Annotated in this window: 18 protein-coding genes and 1 pseudogene; 13 read left to right on the forward strand and 6 right to left on the reverse strand. The window is 72.1% G+C overall.

Annotated elements, in window-relative coordinates:
• Positions 1–100: 100 nt before the first annotated feature.
• The 7 genes from ABIA33_RS16100 (at position 101) to ABIA33_RS16130 (ending at position 9,982) form a co-directional block, all read left to right on the forward strand.
• Positions 101–2,593, forward strand: a complete 2,493-nt coding sequence (locus ABIA33_RS16100; protein ID WP_370081945.1) for an RICIN domain-containing protein — start codon at positions 101–103, stop codon at positions 2,591–2,593.
• Between the two features lie 231 nt (positions 2,594–2,824).
• Positions 2,825–4,006 carry an inositol-3-phosphate synthase gene (locus ABIA33_RS16105; protein WP_370081947.1) on the forward strand — a complete coding sequence of 394 codons (1,182 nt, stop codon included), beginning with the start codon at positions 2,825–2,827 and terminating at the stop codon, positions 4,004–4,006.
• Entirely contained in the window at positions 4,003–4,902 is a 900-nt protein-coding gene (locus tag ABIA33_RS16110) for an SCO3242 family prenyltransferase (protein WP_370081949.1), read from the forward strand. The genes ABIA33_RS16105 and ABIA33_RS16110 overlap by 4 nt, the downstream gene beginning before the upstream one ends.
• A gap of 41 nt (positions 4,903–4,943) precedes the next feature.
• Entirely contained in the window at positions 4,944–6,521 is a 1,578-nt protein-coding gene (locus tag ABIA33_RS16115) for an EboA domain-containing protein (RefSeq protein ID WP_370081951.1), read from the forward strand.
• A gap of 1 nt (position 6,522) precedes the next feature.
• Positions 6,523–7,410: a TatD family hydrolase gene (locus ABIA33_RS16120; RefSeq protein ID WP_370081953.1), complete on the forward strand. Its 888-nt coding sequence runs from the start codon at positions 6,523–6,525 to the stop codon at positions 7,408–7,410.
• 5 nt (positions 7,411–7,415) lie between these two features.
• Positions 7,416–8,597, forward strand: coding sequence for a metabolite traffic protein EboE (gene eboE, locus ABIA33_RS16125; protein WP_370081955.1), 1,182 nt, complete (start codon positions 7,416–7,418; stop codon positions 8,595–8,597).
• A complete protein-coding gene (locus ABIA33_RS16130) occupies positions 8,594–9,982 on the forward strand; it encodes an alkaline phosphatase family protein (RefSeq protein ID WP_370081957.1) in 1,389 nt (462 codons plus the stop codon). Before eboE ends, ABIA33_RS16130 begins: the two co-directional genes overlap by 4 nt.
• A 22-nt stretch (positions 9,983–10,004) precedes the next feature.
• Here the strand turns inward: ABIA33_RS16130 and ABIA33_RS16135 are convergent, their stop codons facing one another.
• The 5 genes and pseudogenes from ABIA33_RS16135 to ABIA33_RS16155 all read right to left on the reverse strand — a co-directional run bounded on the left by ABIA33_RS16135 (position 10,005) and on the right by ABIA33_RS16155 (position 14,936).
• The gene (locus ABIA33_RS16135; protein ID WP_370081959.1) at positions 10,005–10,961 is read right to left on the reverse strand and encodes an NADP-dependent oxidoreductase; all 957 of its coding nucleotides are present in this window, start codon (positions 10,959–10,961) and stop codon (positions 10,005–10,007) included.
• A 128-nt stretch (positions 10,962–11,089) separates the two neighbouring features.
• Positions 11,090–11,383 carry a hypothetical protein gene (locus ABIA33_RS16140; RefSeq protein WP_370081961.1) on the reverse strand — a complete coding sequence of 98 codons (294 nt, stop codon included), beginning with the start codon at positions 11,381–11,383 and terminating at the stop codon, positions 11,090–11,092.
• A 282-nt stretch (positions 11,384–11,665) separates the two neighbouring features.
• A complete protein-coding gene (locus tag ABIA33_RS16145; RefSeq protein WP_370081963.1) occupies positions 11,666–12,628 on the reverse strand; it encodes a hypothetical protein in 963 nt (320 codons plus the stop codon).
• 193 nt (positions 12,629–12,821) lie between these two features.
• Positions 12,822–13,983: pseudogene (locus ABIA33_RS16150) on the reverse strand (DUF692 domain-containing protein).
• Positions 13,984–14,072: 89 nt separating this feature from the next.
• Positions 14,073–14,936: a TIGR04222 domain-containing membrane protein gene (locus tag ABIA33_RS16155; RefSeq protein WP_370081965.1), complete on the reverse strand. Its 864-nt coding sequence runs from the start codon at positions 14,934–14,936 to the stop codon at positions 14,073–14,075.
• A 178-nt stretch (positions 14,937–15,114) separates the two neighbouring features.
• Between ABIA33_RS16155 and ABIA33_RS16160 the strand changes: the two genes are divergently transcribed.
• The 6 genes from ABIA33_RS16160 (at position 15,115) to ABIA33_RS16185 (ending at position 20,410) form a co-directional block, all read left to right on the forward strand.
• Positions 15,115–16,104, forward strand: coding sequence for an LLM class flavin-dependent oxidoreductase (locus tag ABIA33_RS16160; RefSeq protein ID WP_370081967.1), 990 nt, complete (start codon positions 15,115–15,117; stop codon positions 16,102–16,104).
• Between the two features lie 214 nt (positions 16,105–16,318).
• A complete protein-coding gene (locus tag ABIA33_RS16165; RefSeq protein WP_370081969.1) occupies positions 16,319–17,602 on the forward strand; it encodes a sensor histidine kinase in 1,284 nt (427 codons plus the stop codon).
• A complete protein-coding gene (locus tag ABIA33_RS16170; RefSeq protein WP_370081971.1) occupies positions 17,599–18,042 on the forward strand; it encodes a roadblock/LC7 domain-containing protein in 444 nt (147 codons plus the stop codon). Before ABIA33_RS16165 ends, ABIA33_RS16170 begins: the two co-directional genes overlap by 4 nt.
• On the forward strand, positions 18,039–18,506 hold the full coding sequence (locus ABIA33_RS16175; RefSeq protein ID WP_370081973.1) for a DUF742 domain-containing protein: 468 nt from the start codon (positions 18,039–18,041) through the stop codon (positions 18,504–18,506). The genes ABIA33_RS16170 and ABIA33_RS16175 overlap by 4 nt, the downstream gene beginning before the upstream one ends.
• On the forward strand, positions 18,496–19,092 hold the full coding sequence (locus ABIA33_RS16180; RefSeq protein WP_370082060.1) for an ATP/GTP-binding protein: 597 nt from the start codon (positions 18,496–18,498) through the stop codon (positions 19,090–19,092). The genes ABIA33_RS16175 and ABIA33_RS16180 overlap by 11 nt, the downstream gene beginning before the upstream one ends.
• 79 nt (positions 19,093–19,171) lie before the next feature.
• Positions 19,172–20,410: a styrene monooxygenase/indole monooxygenase family protein gene (locus ABIA33_RS16185; RefSeq protein ID WP_370081975.1), complete on the forward strand. Its 1,239-nt coding sequence runs from the start codon at positions 19,172–19,174 to the stop codon at positions 20,408–20,410.
• A gap of 153 nt (positions 20,411–20,563) precedes the next feature.
• Here ABIA33_RS16185 and ABIA33_RS16190 read toward each other — a convergent pair whose 3' ends face one another.
• Positions 20,564–21,868 carry a lytic murein transglycosylase gene (locus tag ABIA33_RS16190; RefSeq protein ID WP_370081977.1) on the reverse strand — a complete coding sequence of 435 codons (1,305 nt, stop codon included), beginning with the start codon at positions 21,866–21,868 and terminating at the stop codon, positions 20,564–20,566.
• Positions 21,869–22,123 lie beyond the last annotated feature (255 nt).

A 22,123-nucleotide genomic window follows, 5' to 3' on the forward strand; every position in this document is an offset into this window, starting at 1 on the left:
AGTTTGTTTCAAGGAGAGCGCCACACGTAATCCACCACACACGACCGCTTCGGCGTGCACCCCCGCCGGAACGGCGAAGCCACCGGAGGGCCGCGCCACCATGCGAACACCGCTGCGCAGCACGCCACGCATCGCAAGGCACACCGCAACCAGCACCTCCCGGGCCCGAGGCGGAGCCGTCCTGGCCGTCCTCGGGCTCTTCCTCGCCCTCGTCACGGGCACCGTGCCCGCGCGGGCCCTCCCGGCAGCCGCCGCCGCTGTCACCACCGCGATCACCGTCGACGGCTCCGGCACCGGCCGGACCTTCGACGGGATCGGCGCCATCAGCGGCGGCGGCGGCAACTCCCGCCTGCTGCTCGACTACCCCGAGCCCCAGCGCTCCCAGGTCCTCGACTACCTGTTCAAGCCCGACTACGGCGCGGCCCTGCAGATCCTCAAGGTCGAGATCGGCGGCGACACCAACTCCACCGACGGCGCCGAGTCGAGCATCGAGCACACCCGGGGCACGGTGAACTGCTCCAACGGCTACGAGTGGTGGCTGATGGAGCAGGCCAAGGCACGCAACCCCGGCATCAAGCTGTACGCACTCTCGTGGGGCGCACCGGGCTGGGTCGGCAACGGCAACTTCTGGTCCCAGGACATGGTGGACTACCTGGTCTCCTGGCTCGGCTGCGCGCAGCAGCACGGCCTGACCATCGACTACCTCGGCGGCTGGAACGAGCGCAGCTACAACGCCGCCTGGTACGAGAACCTGCACTCCACCCTGGCCGCCAAGGGCTTCGGCAGCACCAAGGTGGTCGGCGCCGACGACAACTGGTCCATCGCCACCGCGATGCGCAGCGACAGCGCCCTCAACTCGGCCGTCGACATCATCGGCGTGCACTACCCCTGCAGCTACATGTCCGCCATGACGAGTTGCGGCACCACCTCCGACGCACTCGCCACCGGCAAACAGCTGTGGGCGAGCGAGAACGGCTCCGAGGACGCCGAGACCGGGGCCCCGCCGATGGCCCGCGCCATCAACCGCGGCTACCTCGACGCCAAGCTGACCGCCTTCATCAACTGGCCCCTGGTGGCCGCGCTGTACCAGAACCTCGGGTTCAACACGATGGGCCTGGTGACCGCCAACCAGCCCTGGTCCGGCGCCTACACCGTCGGACGCAGCCTGTGGGCGACCGCGCAGACCACCCAGTTCACCGCACCGGGTTGGAAGTACCTCGACCCGTCCTCCGGCTACCTCGGCGGCAACCGGTCCAACGGCAGCTACGTCAGCTACGCCGCCCCGGGTAAGGCGGCCTGGAGCACCGTCTTCGAGACCATGGACGCCACCGCCGCACAGACCGTCAGCCTCCAGGTGACCGGCGGGCTCCCGGCCGGCGCGCTGCACGTCTGGTCCACCGACTTCTCCAGCAACACCGCGACCGCGCACCTGGTTCCCGGCGCCGACCTCACCGCGACCGCGGGGACCTACCAACTCACCCTGCAGCCCGGCCACATCTACACCGTGACCACCACGACCGGGCAGAACTCCGGTGCGGTGGCCGGCCCGCAGCGCGGCGTACTCCAACTCCCCTACACGGACAGCCTGGCAGGCACGGCAACCGGCCAGGAGGCACGCTACTTCGCGGCGATGAACGGGGCGTTCGAGACCGAGGCGTGCGGCGGCGGCCGCTCCGGACGGTGCCTGCGCCAGCAGGCGGCGCAGACCCCGATCCGCTGGACCAACGAGTCCGCCGACCAGCCCTACACCATGATGGGCGACCTGAGCTGGGCCGACTACACCGTCAGCTCGGACGTGCTGCTGGAGCAGCCGGGCTCGGTCGAGGTGCTCGGCCGGGTCGGCACCCAGGGCCGCAACAACAACGGCCTGAACGCGTACCACCTGCGGGTCAGCGACACCGGCGCCTGGTCGCTGCTGAAGACCGACACCAGCTGGAACTTCACCACTCTGGCGAGCGGCACGACCACCCGGCTCGGCACCAACACCTGGCACAACCTCGCGCTGTCCTTCCAGGGCAGCACCATCACCGCGAAGCTGGACGGGGCGACCCTCGGCACGGTGACCGACGGCAGCTACGCCGCAGGGCAGGTCGCGCTCGGGACTGCGGGTTACTACGGCGCCCAGTTCAGCAACCTGAGCATCACCCCCGGCACGACGGCCGCACTCGACGGTGTCTACCGGCTCGTCAACGCCAACAGCAGCCAGGTACTCGACGCCTCCGGCAACGGGACCGCCGACGGCACGCCGATCATCCAGTGGACGTCCAACGGCGGCGCCAACCAGCAGTGGCGGCTGACATCCACCGGTAACGGCTACTACACCGTGACCGGTGTCGCCAGCGGCAAGGTGCTGGACGTGCCCAAGCTGAGCACGGTGCCGGGAACGCAACTGGACCTGTGGACCGGCAACGGGGGCGCCAACCAGCAGTGGCTGGTGGTTCCGGCCGGATCGGGACGGTACACGCTGGAGTCCCGCTCGGACGCACAACTCGTGGACGTCAACGGCGCGTCGCTCACCGTCGGCGCCTCGGTGATCCAGTGGCCGGCCAACGGCGGCACGAACCAGCTCTGGCAGCTGGTGAAGATCGGCTGAGCCGGAGCGAGCTAGTTCCCAGATCGTGAATGCCGGGCGAGGGGGTCCGCGGCGGAAAGACATGCTTTCCGGTCAAATGCCGCTGACCCCCTTGTCCGGCGACCCCACGGCTCACTAGCTTGTTCGCGGAACTGACGAGCCCTCAACCGTCGCCCTCATCGCCCCAGGCACACGGCAACCACCCCTCCGCGGCGCACCACGTGACCACGATCGGATCGGGAAGAGGACTCCTTGGACGTCGACGGAATCCGCGCGGAGACCGAGCGGGTGGGGGTGTGGTTCGTCGGGGCCAGAGGATCGGTGGCGACCACGGCGATCGCCGGCGCGGCAGCGGTCAACGCGGGACTGGCCGGGCAGACCGGGCTGGTCACCGAGCTGCCCGGCTTCCCGCAGGACGCGCTCCCGCCGCTGGCCGGACTGGTCTTCGGCGGCCATGACGTCGCGACCACCCCGCTGCTCAAGCGCGCGGAGCAGCTGGCCCAGGGCGGCGTCCTGCCGACCGGCCTGCCCGCGATGGTCCGCGGCGAACTCGACGCGGCGGACGCCGAGATCAGACCCGGCGTCCCGAACGGCGTCCCCGGGCCGCAGGCCGAGGAGTCGGCCAGACTGTGCACGGACATCCGCGACTTCCGCGCCCGGCACCGGCTGTCGCGGGTCGTGGTGGTCGACGTCTCCTCCACCGAACCGCCGGCGGCCCCGCACCCGGCCCACCACTCCGCCGAGGCCCTGGCGCCGGCGCTGGACGGGCCCGACCCCGTCCTCCCGCCCAGCGCCCTCTACGCGCACGCCGCGATCCGGTCCGGAAGCTCCCACGTCGGATTCACGCCCTCGACCGGGGTCCGGCTGCCGGCCCTCGCCGAACTCGCGCTGAGCTGCGGCGTTCCCTACGCGGGATACGACGGCAAGACGGGCGAGACCCTGGTGAAGTCGGTGCTGGCTCCGCTGTTCTCGACGAGGGCCCTGAAGGTGCGCTCGTGGTCCGGGGTGAACCTGCTCGGCGGCGGCGACGGCGCCACGCTGGCCTCCCCGGAAGCGGCCGCCAGCAAGATGCAGTCCAAGCAGCGCGGGCTGGAGGCGATGCTGTCCGGTCCGGTCGAGGGCGCGGTGCACATCGACAACGTGCCGGAACTGGGCGACTGGAAGACCGCCTGGGACCACATCTCCTTCGAGGGCTTCCTCGGTGTCCGGATGACGATGTCCTTCACCTGGGCGGGCTGCGACTCCGCGCTGGCCGCCCCACTGGTGCTCGACCTGGCCCGGCTCACAGCCGCAGCCCACGCGGCCGGACGGTCAGGCCCGCTGCCGGAACTGGCCTTCTTCTTCAAGGAGCCGCTGGGCACGGACGAGCACCGGCTGCTCCCCCAGTACGAGTTACTGCGCGCCTTCGCCGGGTCGCTGGGGCGGCCCCGGTGAAGGCCCTGCCCCGCACCGCGGACCTGCTCGACCTGGTCAGGGCGCCCGCAGCGCTCACCGTGCCCGGCGACTGCGTGGTCGGCGCGGCGGCGGCCGGTTTCCCCTTCGGAGCCGCCGCCACCGCCGGACTGGCCGGCTCGTCGGCGCTGCTCTACTGGTCCGGGATGGCGCTCAACGACTACGCCGACCGGGACCTCGACCGGCAGCAGCGACCTGAACGTCCATTACCTTCGGGTCGAGTGACCGAACGTCAGGCCCTGGCACTGGCCGTGTCGCTGAGCGCGGCGGGCCTGGGCCTGGCCGCGGCGTGCGGCGGCACACGGGCGCTGGCCGTCGCCGCCCCGCTCGCCGCAGCGGTGTGGAGCTACGACCTGTGGGGGAAGTCGACGCCCCTCGCCGGACCGCTGATGGCGGCCTGCCGCACCCTGGACGTGCTGCTCGGCGCGGGCAGCGGGCGGATGCGAGCGGCGCTGCCGGCCGCTCTCACGGTCGGCGCGCACACCCTGGTGGTGATGCGGCTCAGCTCCGGTGAGGTGGGCGGGGGCACTCGGGTCGTCCCGGCAGGTGCCTTGGCCGGGACCGGAGCAGTCCTCGCCCTGGGCTTCCTGATCCGAAGCGGCGCGGACGACGATCGGGCGTCCGTCCGGTGGCGGGCCGCTCCCGCCGCGCTCTACGCGGCCACCGCAGTGCCGCCGCAGCTCGCCGCCCTGCGCGCCCCCGACGGCCCGAAGCTGCGCGCGGCGACCGGCGCGGCCATCCACTCCCTGATCCCGCTGCAGGCGCTGCTCGCCGCAGCGTCCTCGCGCCGGGGACGCACTGCCGCGCTGCTGTCCGGAGCAGTCATCACGCTGCTGCCGCTCGCGCGGTGGCTGGGGCGAAAGGCATCCGTCACGTGAGTCCGCTGAGTCCGCCGAGTCCTGCCGGTCCTCCCAAGCCCATGCGTCCGCTGCGCTTCGCCTACGGAACCAACGGTTTCGCCGACCACCGCCTCTCCGACGCACTCGGGGTCCTGGCCGATCTGGGCTACCAGGGCGTCTCGCTGACCCTGGACCACCATCATCTCGACCCCTACGCCCGCGACTTGCCCGAGCGTCTGCGCGCGGTCCGGCGGCGGCTGGAGCAACTCGGCCTCGCCGTCGTCGTCGAGACCGGCGCCCGCTACCTGCTCGACCCGGTGGCCAAGCACCAGCCGACCCTGCTCAGCCCGGATCCCGGACCAAGACTCGACCTGCTGCTGCGCGCCATACGGATGGCGCCGGAGCTGGGCTCGGAGGTGGTGTCGCTGTGGAGCGGCACGGCGCTGCCCGAACCGGGGGCAGCGGCGGAGGCCGCCTTCGAGCGGCTGCGCGCGGGCTGCGCACAACTGCTGGACGCGGCCCGGGCAGCCGGAGTGCGGCTGGGCTTCGAGCCCGAACCGGGCATGTTCGTCGCGGACCTGGCCGGGTACGAGCGGTTGGCCGCCTCGCTCGGCGATCCGGACGGCTTCGGCCTGACCCTGGACCTGGGGCACTGCCTGTGTGTGGAGGACGAGTCGGTGGCGGACTGCGTGCGCAGAGCCGGGCACCGGCTGGTGCACGTCCAGATCGAGGACATGCGCAGGGGGGTGCACGAGCACCTGGAGTTCGGCACCGGCGAGGTCGAGTTTCCCCCGGCACTGGCCGCGCTCGCCGAGGTCGGCTACGCGGGGCTGGTGAGTGTGGAGCTGCCACGCCACTCGCACGCGGCGCCGACGGTGGCGCGGCGGTCGCTGCGGTTTCTGGAGGCCGCCTGGTCGTCGGTGGCGGGCGCGGCGCCCAGTCCACACACCGCGGAGACGGACCCGGCCGCCGACCCCACCGCCGTCTCGGAGCAGCAGGCCGCGGAGCTGGATGCCGCGGAGCAGCAGGCCGCCGTGCTGGAGGCCGCCGTGCTGGAGGCGTTGGACAGCCGCGGCACGGCCTGGCTGCGGCGCGCGCGGACCACCCTCGCCGACGACCCGTCAGCGATCCTCGACCTGTTTCCCGCCGCCGCCCGCGAGACCGGCCGGGGCCCCCTTCGGCCCTCCGACGACGCGGACGGACGGCTGATCCAGGACGCCGTGCGGGCACTGCTGCTGCGGTCGCTGACCACCGGCCGGGCCCGGACCGCGACCTGGCTGTACCAGCACGGGGACGCCGCCGAACGGCGCGCCGTCCTGCTGGCGCTGCCGCTGCTCGACGCGGGCGGCACGCTGCTGCCGCTGGTCCACGATGCCCTGCGGACCAACGACCGCCGCCTGGTCGCAGCCGCCCTCGGCCGCTACGGCGCGCACTGGTTGGACCAGGACTCCTACCGGCACGCCGTCCTGAAGTGCCTGTTCCTGGACATCCCGCTGAGCTCGGTGCACGGCCTGTCGCAGCGTCAGGACGCCGAGCTGGGACGGATGGTGGCCTCCTATGCCGAGGAGCGCACGGCCGCGTCCCGCCCGGTGCCGGTGGACGCACAGCGGCTGCTGGACTCTCTCGGCACCCATCCCTTGGACATCTTGGAGGTCTGACGTGCGCATCGTCGATCCGCACATCCACATGACGTCCCGCACCACCGACGACTACGAAACCATGCACCGCGCGGGGGTGCGAGTGGTACTCGAACCCTCCTTCTGGCTGGGGCAGCCGCGTACCTCGACGGCCAGCTTCACCGACTACTTCGACTCGCTGCTCGGCTGGGAGCCCTACCGGGCCGCCCAGTTCGGCATCCACCACTACTGCGCGCTGGCGCTCAACCCCAAGGAGGCGAACGACCCGCGCTGCCGCGGAGTCCTCGACGTCCTGCCGCGCTACCTGGCGAAGGACTCGGTGCTGGCGGTCGGCGAGGTCGGCTACGACTCGATGACCCCCGCCGAGGACGAGGTGCTGGCGCGGCAACTGGAACTGGCTCTGGCGCAGCGGCTCCCCGTCCTGGTGCACACCCCCCACCGGGACAAGGCAGCCGGCACCACCCGCACCCTGGACGTGGTCAAGGAGGCCGGACTCGCGCCCGAGGACGTCCTGATCGACCACCTCAACGAGGTGACGATCCGGCAGGTCGCGGACTCGGGCTGCTGGATGGGCTTCTCCATCTACCCCGAGACCAAGATGGACCCGGAGCGGATGGTCCGGCTGCTGACCGAGTTCGGAACGGACCGGATCCTGGTCAACTCGGCCGCCGACTGGGGCCGCAGCGACCCGTTACTGACCCGTGCGACGGGAGAGGCGATGCTCGCCGCCGGGTTCGACGACGACCAGGTGGACCAGGTCCTGTGGCGCAACCCGCTGGAGTTCCTCGCCCGCAGCGGCCGCCTCGACCTGTCCGCCGACCTGACCCTGGGTCCGCCACTCGACCCGTCGCTCGACGCCGGGCGGAACTCGGGCCGGAACTCGGTCCTGCGCGGCGAGCGCGCGAGCTGACTGAGATGCGCTTCCTGCACTCTGACGGTACGGCCGTCCACCTCGCGTACTGCACCAACGTCCATCCCGCGCAGGACCTGCCGGGTGTCCTCGACCAGCTCGACCGCTTCGCGCTGCCGGTTCGCTCAGTCTTGGGCTGGAACCGGCTGTCCCTGGGCCTGTGGCTCGCCGCCCCGGTGGCCCGGGCGCTGCGCGAGGAACCCGCCCTGGTCGACCGGCTCCGCAAGGAGCTCGCCGCCAGAGAGCTGGAGGTGGTCACCCTCAACGGCTTCCCCTACAGCGGCTTCCACGACGCGTCCGTCAAGCACGGCGTGTACCGGCCCGACTGGTCGGAGCCGGCACGGCTCGACTACACCCTCGACCTCGCCGACCTGCTGGCCCAGTTGATGCCCCAGGACGCGGCACGCGGCAGCGTCTCGACCCTGCCGCTGGGCCGCCCGGAAGGATGGGCGCCCCGGGCCCGGGACCGGGCCCTGCGCCAACTGGACGTCCTCGCAACGCGCTTGGCTGCCGTCGAGGCGGACTCCGGGCGAGTCGTCCGGTTGGGCCTGGAGCCGGAGCCCGGCTGCGTGGTCGACAACACCGCCGACCTCGCCCGACACCTCACCACACTGGACCCGAACCGGATCGGGATCTGTCTGGACGCCTGCCATCTCGCCGTGTCCTTCGAGGGGCCCGCCGCCGCGCTGCGTCGGATCGAGCAGCTCGGCCTCTCCGTGGTCAAGCTCCAGGCGAGTTGCGCGGTCGAGGCCGCCGACCCCGCCGCACCCGCTGTCCGCGACGCGCTCGCCGCCTTCGCCGAACCCCGCTTCCTGCACCAGACCCGCGAGCTGGGCCCGGACGGAGTCGTCGCCCGCGCCGACGACCTCCCGTTCGCCCTGGGGCCAGGTCCGGGCGCGCTCCCGGCCGCCGGACCGTGGCGAGTGCACTTCCACGTCCCGCTGCACGCCGACCCGGCGCCCCCGCTCACCGCCACCCGCACGGTCCTGGAGGACACCTTGCTCGCACTCCTCGGCGGCGCGACCGCCCGAACCGACCACGTCGAGGTGGAGACCTACACCTGGCAGGTCCTGCCGGAGGACCTGCGCCCGGTGGACGACGCCGCGCTCGCGGCTGGCATCGCCGCCGAGCTGCGCTGGGCCGCCGCCCGGCTGGCCGCGCTCGGACTCACGGCGGTGGACCGGTGAGCGGCGGGCAGAACGCGGCCCGTCCGGTGGTGGTCGTGGACGTGGTCGGGCTGACCCCGCGGCTGCTGAAGTCCATGCCGCGGCTGACCGCCCTGGCCGACCAGGGCTTCTCGGCCCCGCTCGGCACCGTCCTCCCGGCCGTCACCTGCACGGTTCAGTCCACGCTGCTCACCGGTGAGCCCCCGAGCGGGCACGGCATCGTCGGCAACGGCTGGTACTTCCGCGACGTGGGCGAGATCCAGCTGTGGCGCCAGCACAACGCCCTGGTCGGCGGCGAGAAGATCTGGCAGGCGGCCAGGCGCGTCCATCCCACCTACCGCGTCGCCAACGTCTGCTGGTGGTACGCGATGGGCGCGGACGTCGACTGGACCGTCACGCCGAGGCCGGTCTACCACGCGGACGGCCGCAAGTCGCCCGACTGCTACACCAGGCCGCCCGGGCTGCGCGACCGGCTCAGCTCCGAGCTGGGCGTCTTCCCACTGTTCAGCTACTGGGGGCCGACAGCCGGCCTCGCCTCGTCCCGCTGGATCATCCAGGCCGCGCTGCGGCTGCTCAGGGACGAGCGCCCGGAACTGACCCTGGTCTACGTCCCGCACCTGGACTACGCCCTGCAGCGCTTCGGTCCCGACGACCCGCGCTCCGAGCGGGCCGCGGCCGAGGTGGACGCGGAGCTCGCGCCGCTGCTCGAGGCCGCCGAGCGGCAGGGCGCCACCGTCGTCGCGCTCTCCGAGTACGGAATCACCGTCGCCCGCCGCCCGGTCGACGTCAACCGGGCGCTGCGCAAGGCCGGGCTGCTCCATGTGTACACCCAGGCGGGCATGGAGTACCTGGACCCGTGGACCTCACGGGCCTTCGCCGTCGCGGACCACCAGATCGCGCACGTCTACGTCGCCGACCCCGCCGACCTGCCCGAGGTCCGTGTATTGCTGGAGGCTGTCCCCGGGGTCGGTTCTGTCCTCGACGCGGACGGCCAGGCGCGTGCGGGGCTGCGCCACGAGCGCAGCGGCGAGCTGGTCGCCCTGGCCGAGCCCGACGCGTGGTTCACCTACTACTACTGGCTGGACGACCGCAGGGCGCCCGACTTCGCACGTGGCGTGGAGATCCACCGCAAGCCGGGCTACGACCCCGCCGAACTCTTCTTCGACCCCGACGACCGCCTCGTCATGCTGAGGGCCGCGGCCACCCTCGCCCGCCGCAAGGTCGGCCTGCGCACAACCCTGCGCGTGGTGCCGCTCGACCCGTCCTGCGTGCGCGGCACGCACGGCCTGCTGCCGCGCACGGTCGACGAGGGGCCGGTGCTGATCTGCTCAGACAGCTCCCAGGCACGGGAGAACTACGCCGCGACCGAGGTCAAGGAGTTGCTGCTACGCCTGGCCGCCGGGTAGCGGCCGCGCTCCCGCCGCCGCCTCACGGGATGGTGATGACGACCTTGCCCCGCAGATGCTTGCCCGCGAAGTCGGAAACGGCCTGGACCGAGTCGGCGAGCGGGTAACTCGCTCCGATCTCGACCTTGAGCTCGCCCGAGGCGGCGCGATCCGCCAGGCTCTGCAGGTCACCCGGTTCGGCGGTAAAGCTGCCGATGTAGACGCCGGAGACCCCGCGGCCGAGGTCGGGCGGGCCGAAGAGCGGCGAGACCACCCGGCCTCCCGGACGGGCGGCGCGGGCACTGTCCGCGAGGGCGTCACCGCGGTTGATGAGGTCGACGACCACGTCCACTCCGCCGGGTTCCAGCCGCAGGGTCTCCTGGACCACGTCACCCGCCCGGTAGTCCACCGTCTCGGCCGCGCCCAGTCCCCGGACGTACTCGGCGTCCTCGGCCGGGGCGGTGGCGATCACGCGTGCGCCGAGCAGTCTCGCGAGCTGCACCATGTACAGGCCGATGCCGCCGGTGGCTCCGATGACCAGCACGTTCTCGCCCTGCGCGAGTCCGACGGCGCGCAGCAGGCAGGTCGCGGTCATGCCCGACTCCGGGATGGCCGCCCCTGACGTCGCGCTGAGGCCCTGGGGGCGCCTGGCCAGGTGCGGTCCCAGGGCCACCCGGGTGTACTCGGCCACGGAGCCGACCGTTCCGGCAAAGGCCAGGACCGGGTCCCCCTGCGCGTAGCCGGTGACTCCCGCACCGATTTCGGCAACGGTTCCGGCAGCGTCCATGCCGACGATCAAGGGGTGCTCGACTGGGAAGACCTCCTTCATCGCACCGGTGACCAGCCCGAGGTCCAGGGGGTTGAGCGCGGCCGCCTCCACCTTGATCAGGACCTCCCCCGGCCCTGGCACGGGTCTCGGCACGGTGGTGACGGCAAGCTGGTCGAGCGGGCCGTAGTCGGCAGCGACGAGAGCCTTCATCTGGGACATCGGCTGGGACATTCCGTGAACTCCTTGCAGGAAGCCGCGAACGCGGCCGACCCCGGGCGTGCCGGGTCCAGGCCGCTCTTCAGGGCCGGGGTCCCGGTCGGGACCGTCCGGCCCGCTTCCTTTCTATTACCCGGCGGCCGTCACCGCTCGGCGAGGCCACCCTCGGGCATCGGAATCTCGCGGCCCTCCATCAGCAGGGTGCAGGCGAGGCCACGGGCCCGGTACCGGGGGTGGTCGATCCGGACCGTGAAGGGATACGACGGGTCTCCGGGCAGTTCGCCGGACAGTGTGATGGCCGCGTCACCGCGCTCATGGCGGTAGCCGACTTCCCTGCCGTCGACCAGGAGGTCCACCTCGGCGGTGTGCCCGACGCGGACGTCCGCGGTGATCGAGTGCCCGGCCTGGTCGAGATGGAAGGAGTGGTGCTGGGTCATGACTGCCTCCCGAGCCGGTCCCCCACTTACGACCTGGGGAGCGATAGGGCTCGGGCGCCCGCCGCCCGGCACCTCCGCTTGCCGCGTTGCCGCTCTGACACGAGCGGCTGGCGCCGCGGGGCCCCAGTAGCTCCGCTACAAGGGCGCCCCGGCGCCGTGCAAGCGGAGGCGCCGGACGGCGTGCGCTGACCCGAGCCCTATCGCTCCCCAGGTCGTTAACCAGGCTACGCCCGCCCGTCCGGCACGGACGAGCGGGCGCGCCCCGGTCCGGTCGGATCGGCGTCAGCCGTGGGTGGCGCACTTGTTGGCGCTGTTGGACCACAGGCCCTGGAGGTCGAAGCTGCCAGTGCTCAGCGGCACGTAGGCGTCGAGGTTCTGGCACTCGTCGCCGATCTCACCGTTGCCGCCGTTCCAACCGATGCTCGGCCAGAAGTCGGTGACCGTCTCGGCGTACTCGTGGGTCTCCGTCGACTCGATGCCGGAGAGCAGGCGTCCGTCGGTGAAAGTGGTGCAGGCACCCGCGCCCAGGTCGGGGACGTAGGGGAGGTTGGTGTAGGCGAGCGTGCCGTAGGAACTGCTCGTCTTGTCGTGCCAGGCGCAGAACCCGCTGTTGGGGAACCCGTCGGGCTGCGTACCGGTGGCGGAGACGACGACGTACTGCGCGTTGAGATTGGGAGCCTGGGTGGTGTTCCCGAAGTGCGCGGCGGCGTGCGACGCCTCAGTGGCGATCTGCGCGGCGGTGGCGCTGCCGGGTGCTGCGCTGCCGTTGTCGAACCAGACGCCGGCGAGCGGGGAGGCGGCCGGGTGGGTCACGTGGGTCCCTTTGGTCCCGCAGTTGGACGTCCCCTTGGCGACCCCCTCGCAGTACTGGTTGAGGATGGTGCCCCAGGTGTCCTGGCTGCCGTACAGGCCCTTGAAGAGGTTCTGCAGGTCGGGTGCCACGCCCGCGGGGTCGGACGACCACTGCGAGCCCCAGAAGACCAGGTAGACCTTCGGTGTCGGCGAGACGACCCCGGTGCTGCTGCTGGACCGCACAGTGAGCGTGTTGCGTGATGAAGCGGTGACGGCCTGGGCATGTATCCCCGGATGCTGGGGCTTGACCCCGTGGTGCACGTCGGCCGACACACCGTCAGATGCTGTTGTGGGCTGGGCTTGCGCCCCGGCGGCGAGGGCGGTTGCCCCCAGCACGGCGAGGGCGAGCACTGCGGCGGTGCGGGCTGCGGACTGCAGGGGGCGGAGACGCACGGGTTCCTCCCGGTAGGAGTGGGGGTGGTGCGGCGGACTGCCGGAAGGTAATCAATCAGCTCGCACAGGAAAATGTCCAGTACATGACACGATCTGCGCGAAAAAATACGCTTCCCCCGGTCACCGGCAGGACAGCGGCCTGATGCTGACCCGGTGTCATCGTCACGGCTGACAGCACCTCAGCGACAGCGCCTCAGTGCCGGCGCCTGCGCAGCAGGCGGATGAGGCGGCCCCGGGCTTCGGGCGCAGGACCGGGCGGCAACTCCCCCCGGCCGCGCAGGTACGCCACAAAGGCCGCTGCGTCGGCGTGGCCGCCACCGGGCGGCAAGGGGTTCACCCCGGCATAGGCGGCGAAGACACCCCGGTAGTCGCCCGCGAGAGCCTCGGCCAGCCAGGGATGGTGTGCTGCGGCGTGACGCGCACGCTTGTCGACGAGCGCCCTGGCCTGGACGCGGACGCGTGCCACATCGAAACCGTCTGGCGGTTTCGCTCCCGCGACCAGTGCGGCGACCAGGTCGTACTGCGCGGCTGCCAGCGCCGCTCGCGGGTCATCGGACATGGCGCGCCTCCTGCACGGTGCGGCGAACCGCCTCCAGTTCGGTGACCAGCTCGGTGTCCGGCGGGTAGTCCCCGTCCCGCTCCAGCAGCACGCCCGGGACGGCGGTCCTGGCGGCCAGCTCGGCGAGGACGCTCAGCACCGGCTCCGGGACGGGATGGGTGTGGGTGTCGTGCCACACCCCGCCGCGCTCGACCCCGCCCGCGACGTGGACGTAACCGAGGCGCTCCAGCGGCAGGGCGTCCAGTACCTCCAGCGGGTCGGTGCCAAGGTTGACGTGCGCGGTGTGCAGATTGGCGACGTCGACCAGCAGCAGCACCCCGGTGCGCACTGCCAGCTCGTACAGGAACTGCCCCTCGGTCAGTTCGTCCGCCGGCCAGGCGAAGAGAGGCGCGATGTTCTCCAGTGCGAGCGGTACCGGAAGCTGGTCCTGCGCGATCCGGACGTTCTCGGCGAGCACCGCGAGGGCGTCGGTGGTGCGGGGCAGCGGCAGCAGGTGACCGGCGTCCAGCCCACCCGCACGGGTGAACGCGATGTGCTCGCTGACCAGCGGCGAGCCTAGGGCCTGGGCGCAGGCGGCGAGATGGGCGAGCCGGGCCGGGTCGGGGCGTTCGGCTCCACCCAGGGACAGCGAGACGCCGTGCGGGACGACCGCGGTCCCGCGCGCCCTGAGCGCGCGCAGGGATTCGGGCAGTCGCCGGGGTACCAGGTTCTCCGCGATCGCCTCGACGAAGTCGATGCCCGGCAGCCGCTCCACGGTGAGGTCGATCTCCGGGCGCCAGCCGATGCCGAAGCCCAACGCAGGGCCGGAGCCCCACGGCGGAACGGGACCCAACCGCGGAACGGGACCCGGCCCAGGAACGGGACCCGGCCGCGGGATCGGGCCGCTCATCCCCCGCAACCCCCGCCACCGCAGCTGCTGGACCCGCCGCAGCTCGAACTCCCACCACAGCTGGACCCGGAGGACCCGCCGGAGGACGTCCCGACGTTTCCATACAGGGCCGCACGCATGGTCAGGTCCTCCACGCCCGCAGCACCCAGCGCCGCGACCCCGATCACCGTCGCCGGAACCAGCGCGCCGGTCGAGGCGTAGCAACCGCCGACCCGCCCGCTGTCGCTCGGCGCACGCCGCGCCGCCTGGGCGATGCGCTCCCCCGCCCGGCTGCGCCGAGGCGGCGCGAGGGCCGGGACCAGCACCAGGGGCAGTGTCAGGAACAGGAGGAACACCAGCAGCCCGACCGGCCTGCCCAGGTGCACGCCGTTCACCGTACGGACGATCCCCACGCCCCAGACCGCAGCCGGGAACAGGGCCGCCAGCCGGGCGAGGTGGCGGCGGCCGGAACCGAGCAGCAGCCCGTCCCCGACGGCGCCCGCGGACACCTCGGCCACTTCCCGAGTGCTCCCGGCGAACGTACGTATCTGGCGCAGGCTCGCGCTCTTTCGCAGCCCGAAGGAACGCAGGACTGCCTGCTGCACGGGTTCGTCCGGCTGACCACCACAGACCGTCACCGTGTGGTCCCGGCTGGTGCGCAGGTGCCCGCCCTCGATCAGGGCGAAGACCGCGGTCTCGACGACCCGTCGGGCGCCGCCGGCCAGGGCCGCGGCGGTGTAGACGTCGACCGCGTCGGTCTTCGCAGGGCCACCACGCTGCACCGCTGCCCGGAAGAGTCCGGCCATGACCAGCGAGACGATGAAGGCGACGACGTACACACCAAGGAACTGGGGGCCGCTGAGGCCCCAGGGCTCGTTCATGCTGTCCTCCGGACGGCGGGATGCACGGCGCGATGCACGGCCTCTGCCGGACAGCACGCCTGTGCGCATCCAATGGTTCCCGGTTGCCCGGGTGCAGTGTCCGGATGCCTTCCGACCTGGTGCACTCGATGGTATGCATGCCCACATCTGACGACACGTCATATATGGAGGTGTGCCCGTGACCGTCACGACACTGCGGTTCAACCAGGTGACGCCGGGACTGGACCGGCGCGAGGTCTCCGCCCGGTACCGGGCCGGCGTGGAGATGGCGGCCTTCGCCGACAGCAGCGGCTTCGACCTGATCACCCTGGAGGAGCACCACGGCGCCGACGACGGCTGGAGCCCGTCGCCGCTGAGCACGGCGGCCGCGGTCTTCGGCGCGACCAGCCGCATCGGCGTGATCATCTGCGCTCTGCTCACCCCGCTCTACGAGCCGCTGCGCCTGGCCGAGGACGTGGCCGTGCTGGACCACCTCAGCGGGGGCCGGCTCACCCTGGTCGCCGGGCTCGGCTACCGGCCCGAGGAGTACACGGCCCTGGGCAGGGACTGGAAGCAGCGCGGCAAGCTCCAGGACGAGGTCCTGGAGACCCTGCTCAAGGCGTGGACCGGCGAGCCCTTCAGCCACCGAGGCACGACCGTGCGGGTCACCCCTCCACCGCTGACCCGGCCGCACCCCAGCCTGATGGTCGGCGGATCCTCGCGCGTCGCGGTCCGCCGCGCGGTGCGCCTCGGGCTGCCCTTCTTCACGGCCGCCCATCTGCCCGAACTGGTCGAGTACTACGACCGGCTGGCCGCCGAGGCGGGTCTCGAGGGCGGCTTCGCGGCACTGCCGCCGGAGCGGACCCGGATGATCCACTGCACCGAGGACCCGGACAAGGCCTGGGCCGAGTACGGCGCGTGCTTCCTGCACGAGGCCAGGACCTACGCAGGCTGGCAGACCGCCGACATCTCCTCGGCCGTCGCCTCTGCCGCCCGCACCCCCGCCGAACTACGCGCCGAGGGCATATACGCCTGCCTGACCCCTGAGGAGTGCCTCGCCATCGCCCGGACCGACGGGCCGATGGGCAGCCTGCTGTTGCACCCGCTGTGCGGGGGCCTGCCGGTCGACGCCGGCTGGGAGAGCCTGCAGCTGTTCCGCGACAAGGTTCAGCCCCTTCTGCCCGGATAGCGTCCGCACTTCGGACAGCGACCCCATCAGCAGAAACGAGTGCGCCGCCGACCGGAGCGGCAACGCCGTGACGTGCCGTCATATCAGAACGTGGGACGGCGGGAAGGCTCAGGATGCCGCCCCGACTGGAATGCGGAATGCCCTTTGTGATGTGATGGATGCGAAAGGTGATTCCTAATGTGTTGGCTGCTTGCTGTGCAGACTGCGGGGTCTCGTGTATATATCCATCGCCGTCGCCGCTGCGGCCCTGGCGGTCGCACTGGCGCTTGGAATCGGACTCCGGCGTACCCGAAGAGCCGACAGGCAGCGACAGAAACACCATGAACAACTGCAGGCTGCGCAGGCCCAACTCGAGCAGGCGCACCTGCTGCTGCAGAACCGCTGCGTACAGCTCGCCGCCGAGCGCGACGAGCTCGAAGCTGTCAGCAAGCAGCGGGAGCAGGAGCTGCAGCAGCAGAGCGGCGAGGTCTTCGTGAACCTCGCCCTGCGGACCCTGGGCCTGGTCGAGCGGCAACTCGGACTCCTGGAGGGCATGGAGGGGGCCGAGGCCGACTCGGCCAGGCTGGACCAGCTCTACCGGCTGGACCACCTCGCCACCCGGATGCGCAGGAACGGCGAGAACATGCTGCTGCTGGGTGGTGCGACCCACCACCGTCCCGGCCAACCCCCGGCGCCCACGCTGCTGCTGGACGTACTGCGTGCCGCGGTCTCCGAGATCGAGCGCTATGAGCGGGTGCACCTCACCCCCGTCCCGCAGCTGTGGGTGCGACCCGACGTCGCCGAGGATCTCAGCCATCTGTTCGCCGAACTACTGGACAACGGCACCGCCTTCTCGCCGCCGACCGAGCCGGTCAGCGTCGCGGCCTGGCAGCTGGACAGCGGCGAGTTGATGGTGTCCTTGGTCGACCGGGGCATCGGCCTGCCGGACGAGCTGTTGTGGGAGGCCAACGCCCGCCTCGCCTCCGGCTCGGCCTCGGCGGACGAGAACGCGGCCCGGACGGGGCGCAGCATGGGACTCCAGGTGGTGACCGTCCTGGCCCGTCGGCACGGCCTACGGGTCCAGTTGCGACACAGCACGACCGCCGACGGGACGACGGCTCTGATCGCCGTGCCCGGCGCGGCGTTCACCCACGAGCCCGTTCCGGAGCCGGGCGCCGAGGGCAGCGCCGAATGGAACGAACTGGTGGCGGATGCGGCGTCGCAGACGATCCACCCCCAACCTCCGGTCGGGGGTGCCCCTTTGCTCAGCGCGGTCCCCGGACCGCGATCGGGAGGCACCCGGACCGGCCCCGCCGGCCTGCCCAAACGTGTCCCCGGCGAGAGCGGACAGCGGGCCCGCACCGCGACCGGCTCGGCCACGGCCGACCGTGACGGCGGGCCCTCGGGCGAGGCCGGGCGTCCCGGCTCCGCAGCGGACGAACTGCGCCGCCGTCTCGGCGGCTTCCAGAACGGGGTGCGCGCTGCCGCGCCAGGACCCGGCGAAGGGGACCGGACATGAGCACGGGCACGCGCACTCCTGAGTCGACACCCATGCAACGCCTCCGCTGGCTCCTCAGCGACGTGCTGATGAGCACTCCGGGGCTGCGCTCGCTGGCCCTGGTGTCCACCGACGGGCTGCCCCTGGCCGCCGCGGACGAGCACTCCCCCGCCGAGGAACTCGCCACGCTGACGGCGGGCCTGGTCGCGCTGTCCGGCGGCCTGTCGAAACTCCTGGACCTCGGCGGGCTCCGGCGCACCATGGTGACGCTGCACGAGGGGACGCTGATCCTTATGTCCATCGACGAGACGGCCTGCCTGGCCGCTTACACCTCCGCCGACGCCGACCTGAGCGTCGCCGGGTACCAGTTGACCCGCCTCGTCGAGCGGGCCGGACATGTCCTGACCACGCAACTCCGCCGCGAACTCCGGGGCGTGCCCGGACAGGAGACCGACCGGTGATCCCCCAGAGTCCGCTAGGACAGCACCGACCCGCACGGCACCCGGCGCCCGTGGCGTCCGCGGCTCCGCCGCTCGCCGCACCCGCGCGGCGTTCCGCACGGGTCCGTCCCTACGCCCTGACCGGCGGCCGCACCCGATTCGGGCAGGTCCTGCTGGTCGAGACGCTGATCTCGTCGGTGTACCAGCCAGCGGGCAGCACGACCCAGGCCCTGCCCGAGCTGGAGCGGATCTGCGCGCTGTGCCAGGGCCAGATGCGCTCCATCGCCGAGGTCTCCGCCCTGCTGCGCCTGCCCCTCGGCGTGGTCCGGGTGTGGGTGAGCGACCTGGTGGACGAGGGCCGGATCCGGGTGCACGGCGCGTCCGTCCCGGTCCGGTCCGGTGGGGGCTCGACCATTGCCTCGCCCGCTCGACCGAACCGCCTGGTTCTGGAGAGGATCCTCGGTGGCCTCCGCGATCTCGCCTGACGTCTCGTCCGTCCCCCCCGGCATTCCGCTGACGGAGCTGCCGGTCACCTCCGCCAAGATCGTCATCGCGGGCGGCTTCGGCGTCGGCAAAACCACCCTGGTCGGCGCCGTCTCGGAGATCACCCCGCTGACGACCGAGGCGATCATGACCGACGCCGGGAGCGACACCGACCCGCTGCTCGAGGGCAGCTCCAAGTCCACGACGACCGTCGCCATGGACTTCGGGCGGCTGCACCTCGCACCGGACCTGGTGCTGTACCTCTTCGGCGCGCCCGGGCAGCGACGCTTCTGGTTCATGTGGGACGACCTGGCGCGCGGCGCCGTCGGCGCGATCGTGCTCACCGACACCCGCCGGCTCGCCGAGAGCTTCCCCGCGGTCGACTACTTCGAGAGCAGCGGCCTGCCCTTCATCGTCGCCGTCAACCGCTTCGACGGTGCGCCGCAGTACGAGGACGCGGACATCAGGGACGCGCTGAGCCTGTCCCCCCGGGTTCCGCTGCTGTGGTGCGACGCGCGCTCCCGGCCGTCCGCGGCGCGGGTCCTCGCCTCCCTGGTCGAGCACACGCTCTCCCAGGAACCGAGCTGACGCGCACCGCCGCGCACCCGTCACCAGGCGTCCCGCCGTCACTCGCGTCCGCTGTCATCACCCCTGCTAGGAGCCTCCTTTGGCGAAGATACTCATCGTCGGTGCCGGTCAGGCCGGGCTGCAGCTCGCGCTCGGGCTGCAGGCCGACGGCCATGACGTCACGGTGATGACGGACCGCACGCCGGACGAGATCCGCGGTGGCCGGGTGCTCTCGACGCAGTGCATGTTCGACTCCTCGCTGCGGCACGAGCGCGAGCTGGGCCTCAACCTGTGGGACGGGGAGGCCCCTGCCGTCGAGGGGCTGGGCGTCTCGGTCAGCGGGCCGGAGTCCGCGCGGGTGATCGACTGGGTGGGACGGCTGGACGGCCCGGCACAGTCCGTGGACCAGCGCCTGAAGATGCCGGCCTGGCTGGAACTCTTCGCCGACCGCGGTGGCAAGGTCGTCATCAACGGCGTCACCGTCTCCGACCTCGACTACCTGGTGCGCGGCTACCACCTGACCGTCGTCGCGGCGGGCAAGGGTGAACTGGTGTCGATGTTCACCCGCGACGCCGCCCGCTCCCCGTACACCGCGCCGCAGCGCGCACTCGCCGTGTCGTACGTGCACGGCCTCGCGCCGCGCCCCGAGCACGACTTCCCCGCGGTGCGCTGCAACCTCGTCCCAGGGGTCGGCGAGCTGTTCGTGATTCCGGCGCTCACTGAGTCCGGCCCGTGCGACATCCTCTTCTGGGAGGGCGTTCCCGGCGGACCGCTCGATGTCTTCGAGCCCGCGCTGGATCCGGCGGAACACCTGCGACGCACCCTGGACCTGATGCGCCAGTTCACCCCCTGGGAGTACTCGCGCGCCTATGGCGGCGTCGAGCTGACGGACGGTCGGGCGACCCTGGCCGGGCGCTACACCCCAGTGGTGCGCCGGCCCGTCGGCGAGCTGCCGAGCGGCGGCCTGGTGCTGGGCGTCGCCGACGTGGTGGTGGCCAACGACCCGATCACCGGCCAGGGTTCCAACACCGCCGCCAAGTGCGCCGCGAGCTACCTCGACGCTGTCCGCGCCCAGGGTGACCGGCCCTTCGACCGCGGCTTCATGGAGGCGGCGTTCGACGACTTCTGGAACGCCACCGCAGGCGACGTCACCGCCTGGACCAACGCGATGCTCGCGCCGCCGCCGGAGCACGTGCTCCAGCTCATCGGCGCGGCAGGGCAGATCCAGCCGGTCGCAGACCGCTTCGCCAACGGCTTCGACAACCCCTCGGACTTCCCGTCGTGGTTCTTCACCCCGGAGGGCGCCAAGACCTACCTCGGTACGTTCGCTCAGGACTGACGGAGCCGGCCAGGAGGGTGCTGAAGATCTAGGCCGGATCAGGGAGCGGCGTCATGCGGCTTCGATTGCAAGGCGGAGGAGGGAGCCAACCGTGGTTGGTTGGAGACCGACGACAACGCGGCAAGCGGAGTCGCAGGGCGTCGCGAGCCCGGCCTAGATCTTCAGCACCCTCCTAGGCGAGGCGCTGGGCCGGGTACTGGGCGCGGGCGCGCTCGGCGCAGCTGCGCTCGGCGTGGGGGTCGCGGCGCAGGACCCGGTCGGCGAGGGAGTGCCGCTCTGGGTCGGGGTGGCCGTCGGTGTTGGTGTCGGCGTGGGTGTGGGCGTAGGCGTGGGCGTGGGCGATGCCGAACCGCTGCTTCCCGGGGTGGGTGTGGGTGTCGGTGTGGGAGCGGGGCAGCCGGTGGAGCTGCCCGGTGCGGACGGGACGGGCGTCGGCGTCGCCGGGGCGGAGGGCACCGGCGTGGTGGGGACCGTACTCGGGCTCGCGCTGCGACGCGGAGTCGCGGAGGGCGAAGCGCTTGCCACCGGCTTCCGCGTGGTGGGGCCTGCGCTGGGGGTCGGGCTGGGGGTCGGGCTGGTACTCGGCACGGACCCGACCGGGGTCGGGGTGGCTGCCGTGGGACCGGTGTGCTGGTAGTACGTCATCCACTCGGTGACGGTGGTCGCATAGGCGTCCGAGTGGTTGTAGCTGAGGATCGCCGCCCGCAGGTCCGCCGGTCGGCTCAGGTCGCGGCCGCCGGCGCACAGGTAGTGCCCGGCTGCGAGCGCCGCGTCGAAGACGTTGTTCGCGTCGGCCGTGCCGTCGCCGTTCCCGTCCACACCCCAGGCGGCCCAGGTCGAGGGCAGGAACTGCATCGGACCCTCGGCGCGCGCCCAGCTCCCGTTGGCGGCACGGATCGCTGCGGTGCCGGCGGACCCGTCCAGGACCGGGCCCAGGATCGGCTGCAGGGTGGTGCCGGCCGTGGTCAGGTTGCCGTTGTCGGCCTGGCCGGATTCGACCTGGCCGATCCCCGCGAGCAGGCTCCACGGCAGACGGCAGCCCGGATCGGTGGCCTTGACGCTGTCCTGTGCGTGCAGATAGGCCGCCAGCACCAGGGCCGGAATCCCGGAGGTGCCGACGGGTGTCGTCGCAGGCGAACCGGCCGGGCCGGTGGGCGTCTTCGTCGTTCCGCCGGCAACGGGTACGGGCAGCGCCGGAGGCGGGACGAGATCGAGCGGAGGGCTTCCCCCGGTCGCCGAGCCGACCGTCCCGTTGGGCCCGGTGGACGTCGTGGTACCGCCGGCGGTGGCCAGGGTGGAGGCCGTGCTGACGGCCTGCGAGCCGGCCAGCGCCGCGAGTGCGAGCAGGGTGCTGGCGAATGCCGGGGCGGCACGGCGACGCCGCACGCTGGCAGCGGGACGGGGCCGAATGTGGATGCGGCGCAGCGGACCGGGGTGGGTCGGGGGCTGAGGGTGCATCAAGTCTCTGTCCTCGCTGGGTGGAGTTTCAGGTCGCCGCCACGGTGCTACCAACGGTTCGGAGAGCGAGCACGAACTTACGGACCTTGGCCGATGGTAGTGCCAGGAAGCCTCGGCGTAACGGCTGTTGCGACCCTTCACACCCGCGTTGGCGAGAACTGGCACCTCACGGCCAAACACTGACGGGGCGGCTCCAGCGGGCGGCGGGGCGCAGACGGAACTACCGATCCGATTCTCACTACTCGCCGTAACCTT

The organism is Streptacidiphilus sp. MAP12-16, assembly GCF_041262165.1.
Taxonomy (GTDB): domain Bacteria; phylum Actinomycetota; class Actinomycetes; order Streptomycetales; family Streptomycetaceae; genus Streptacidiphilus.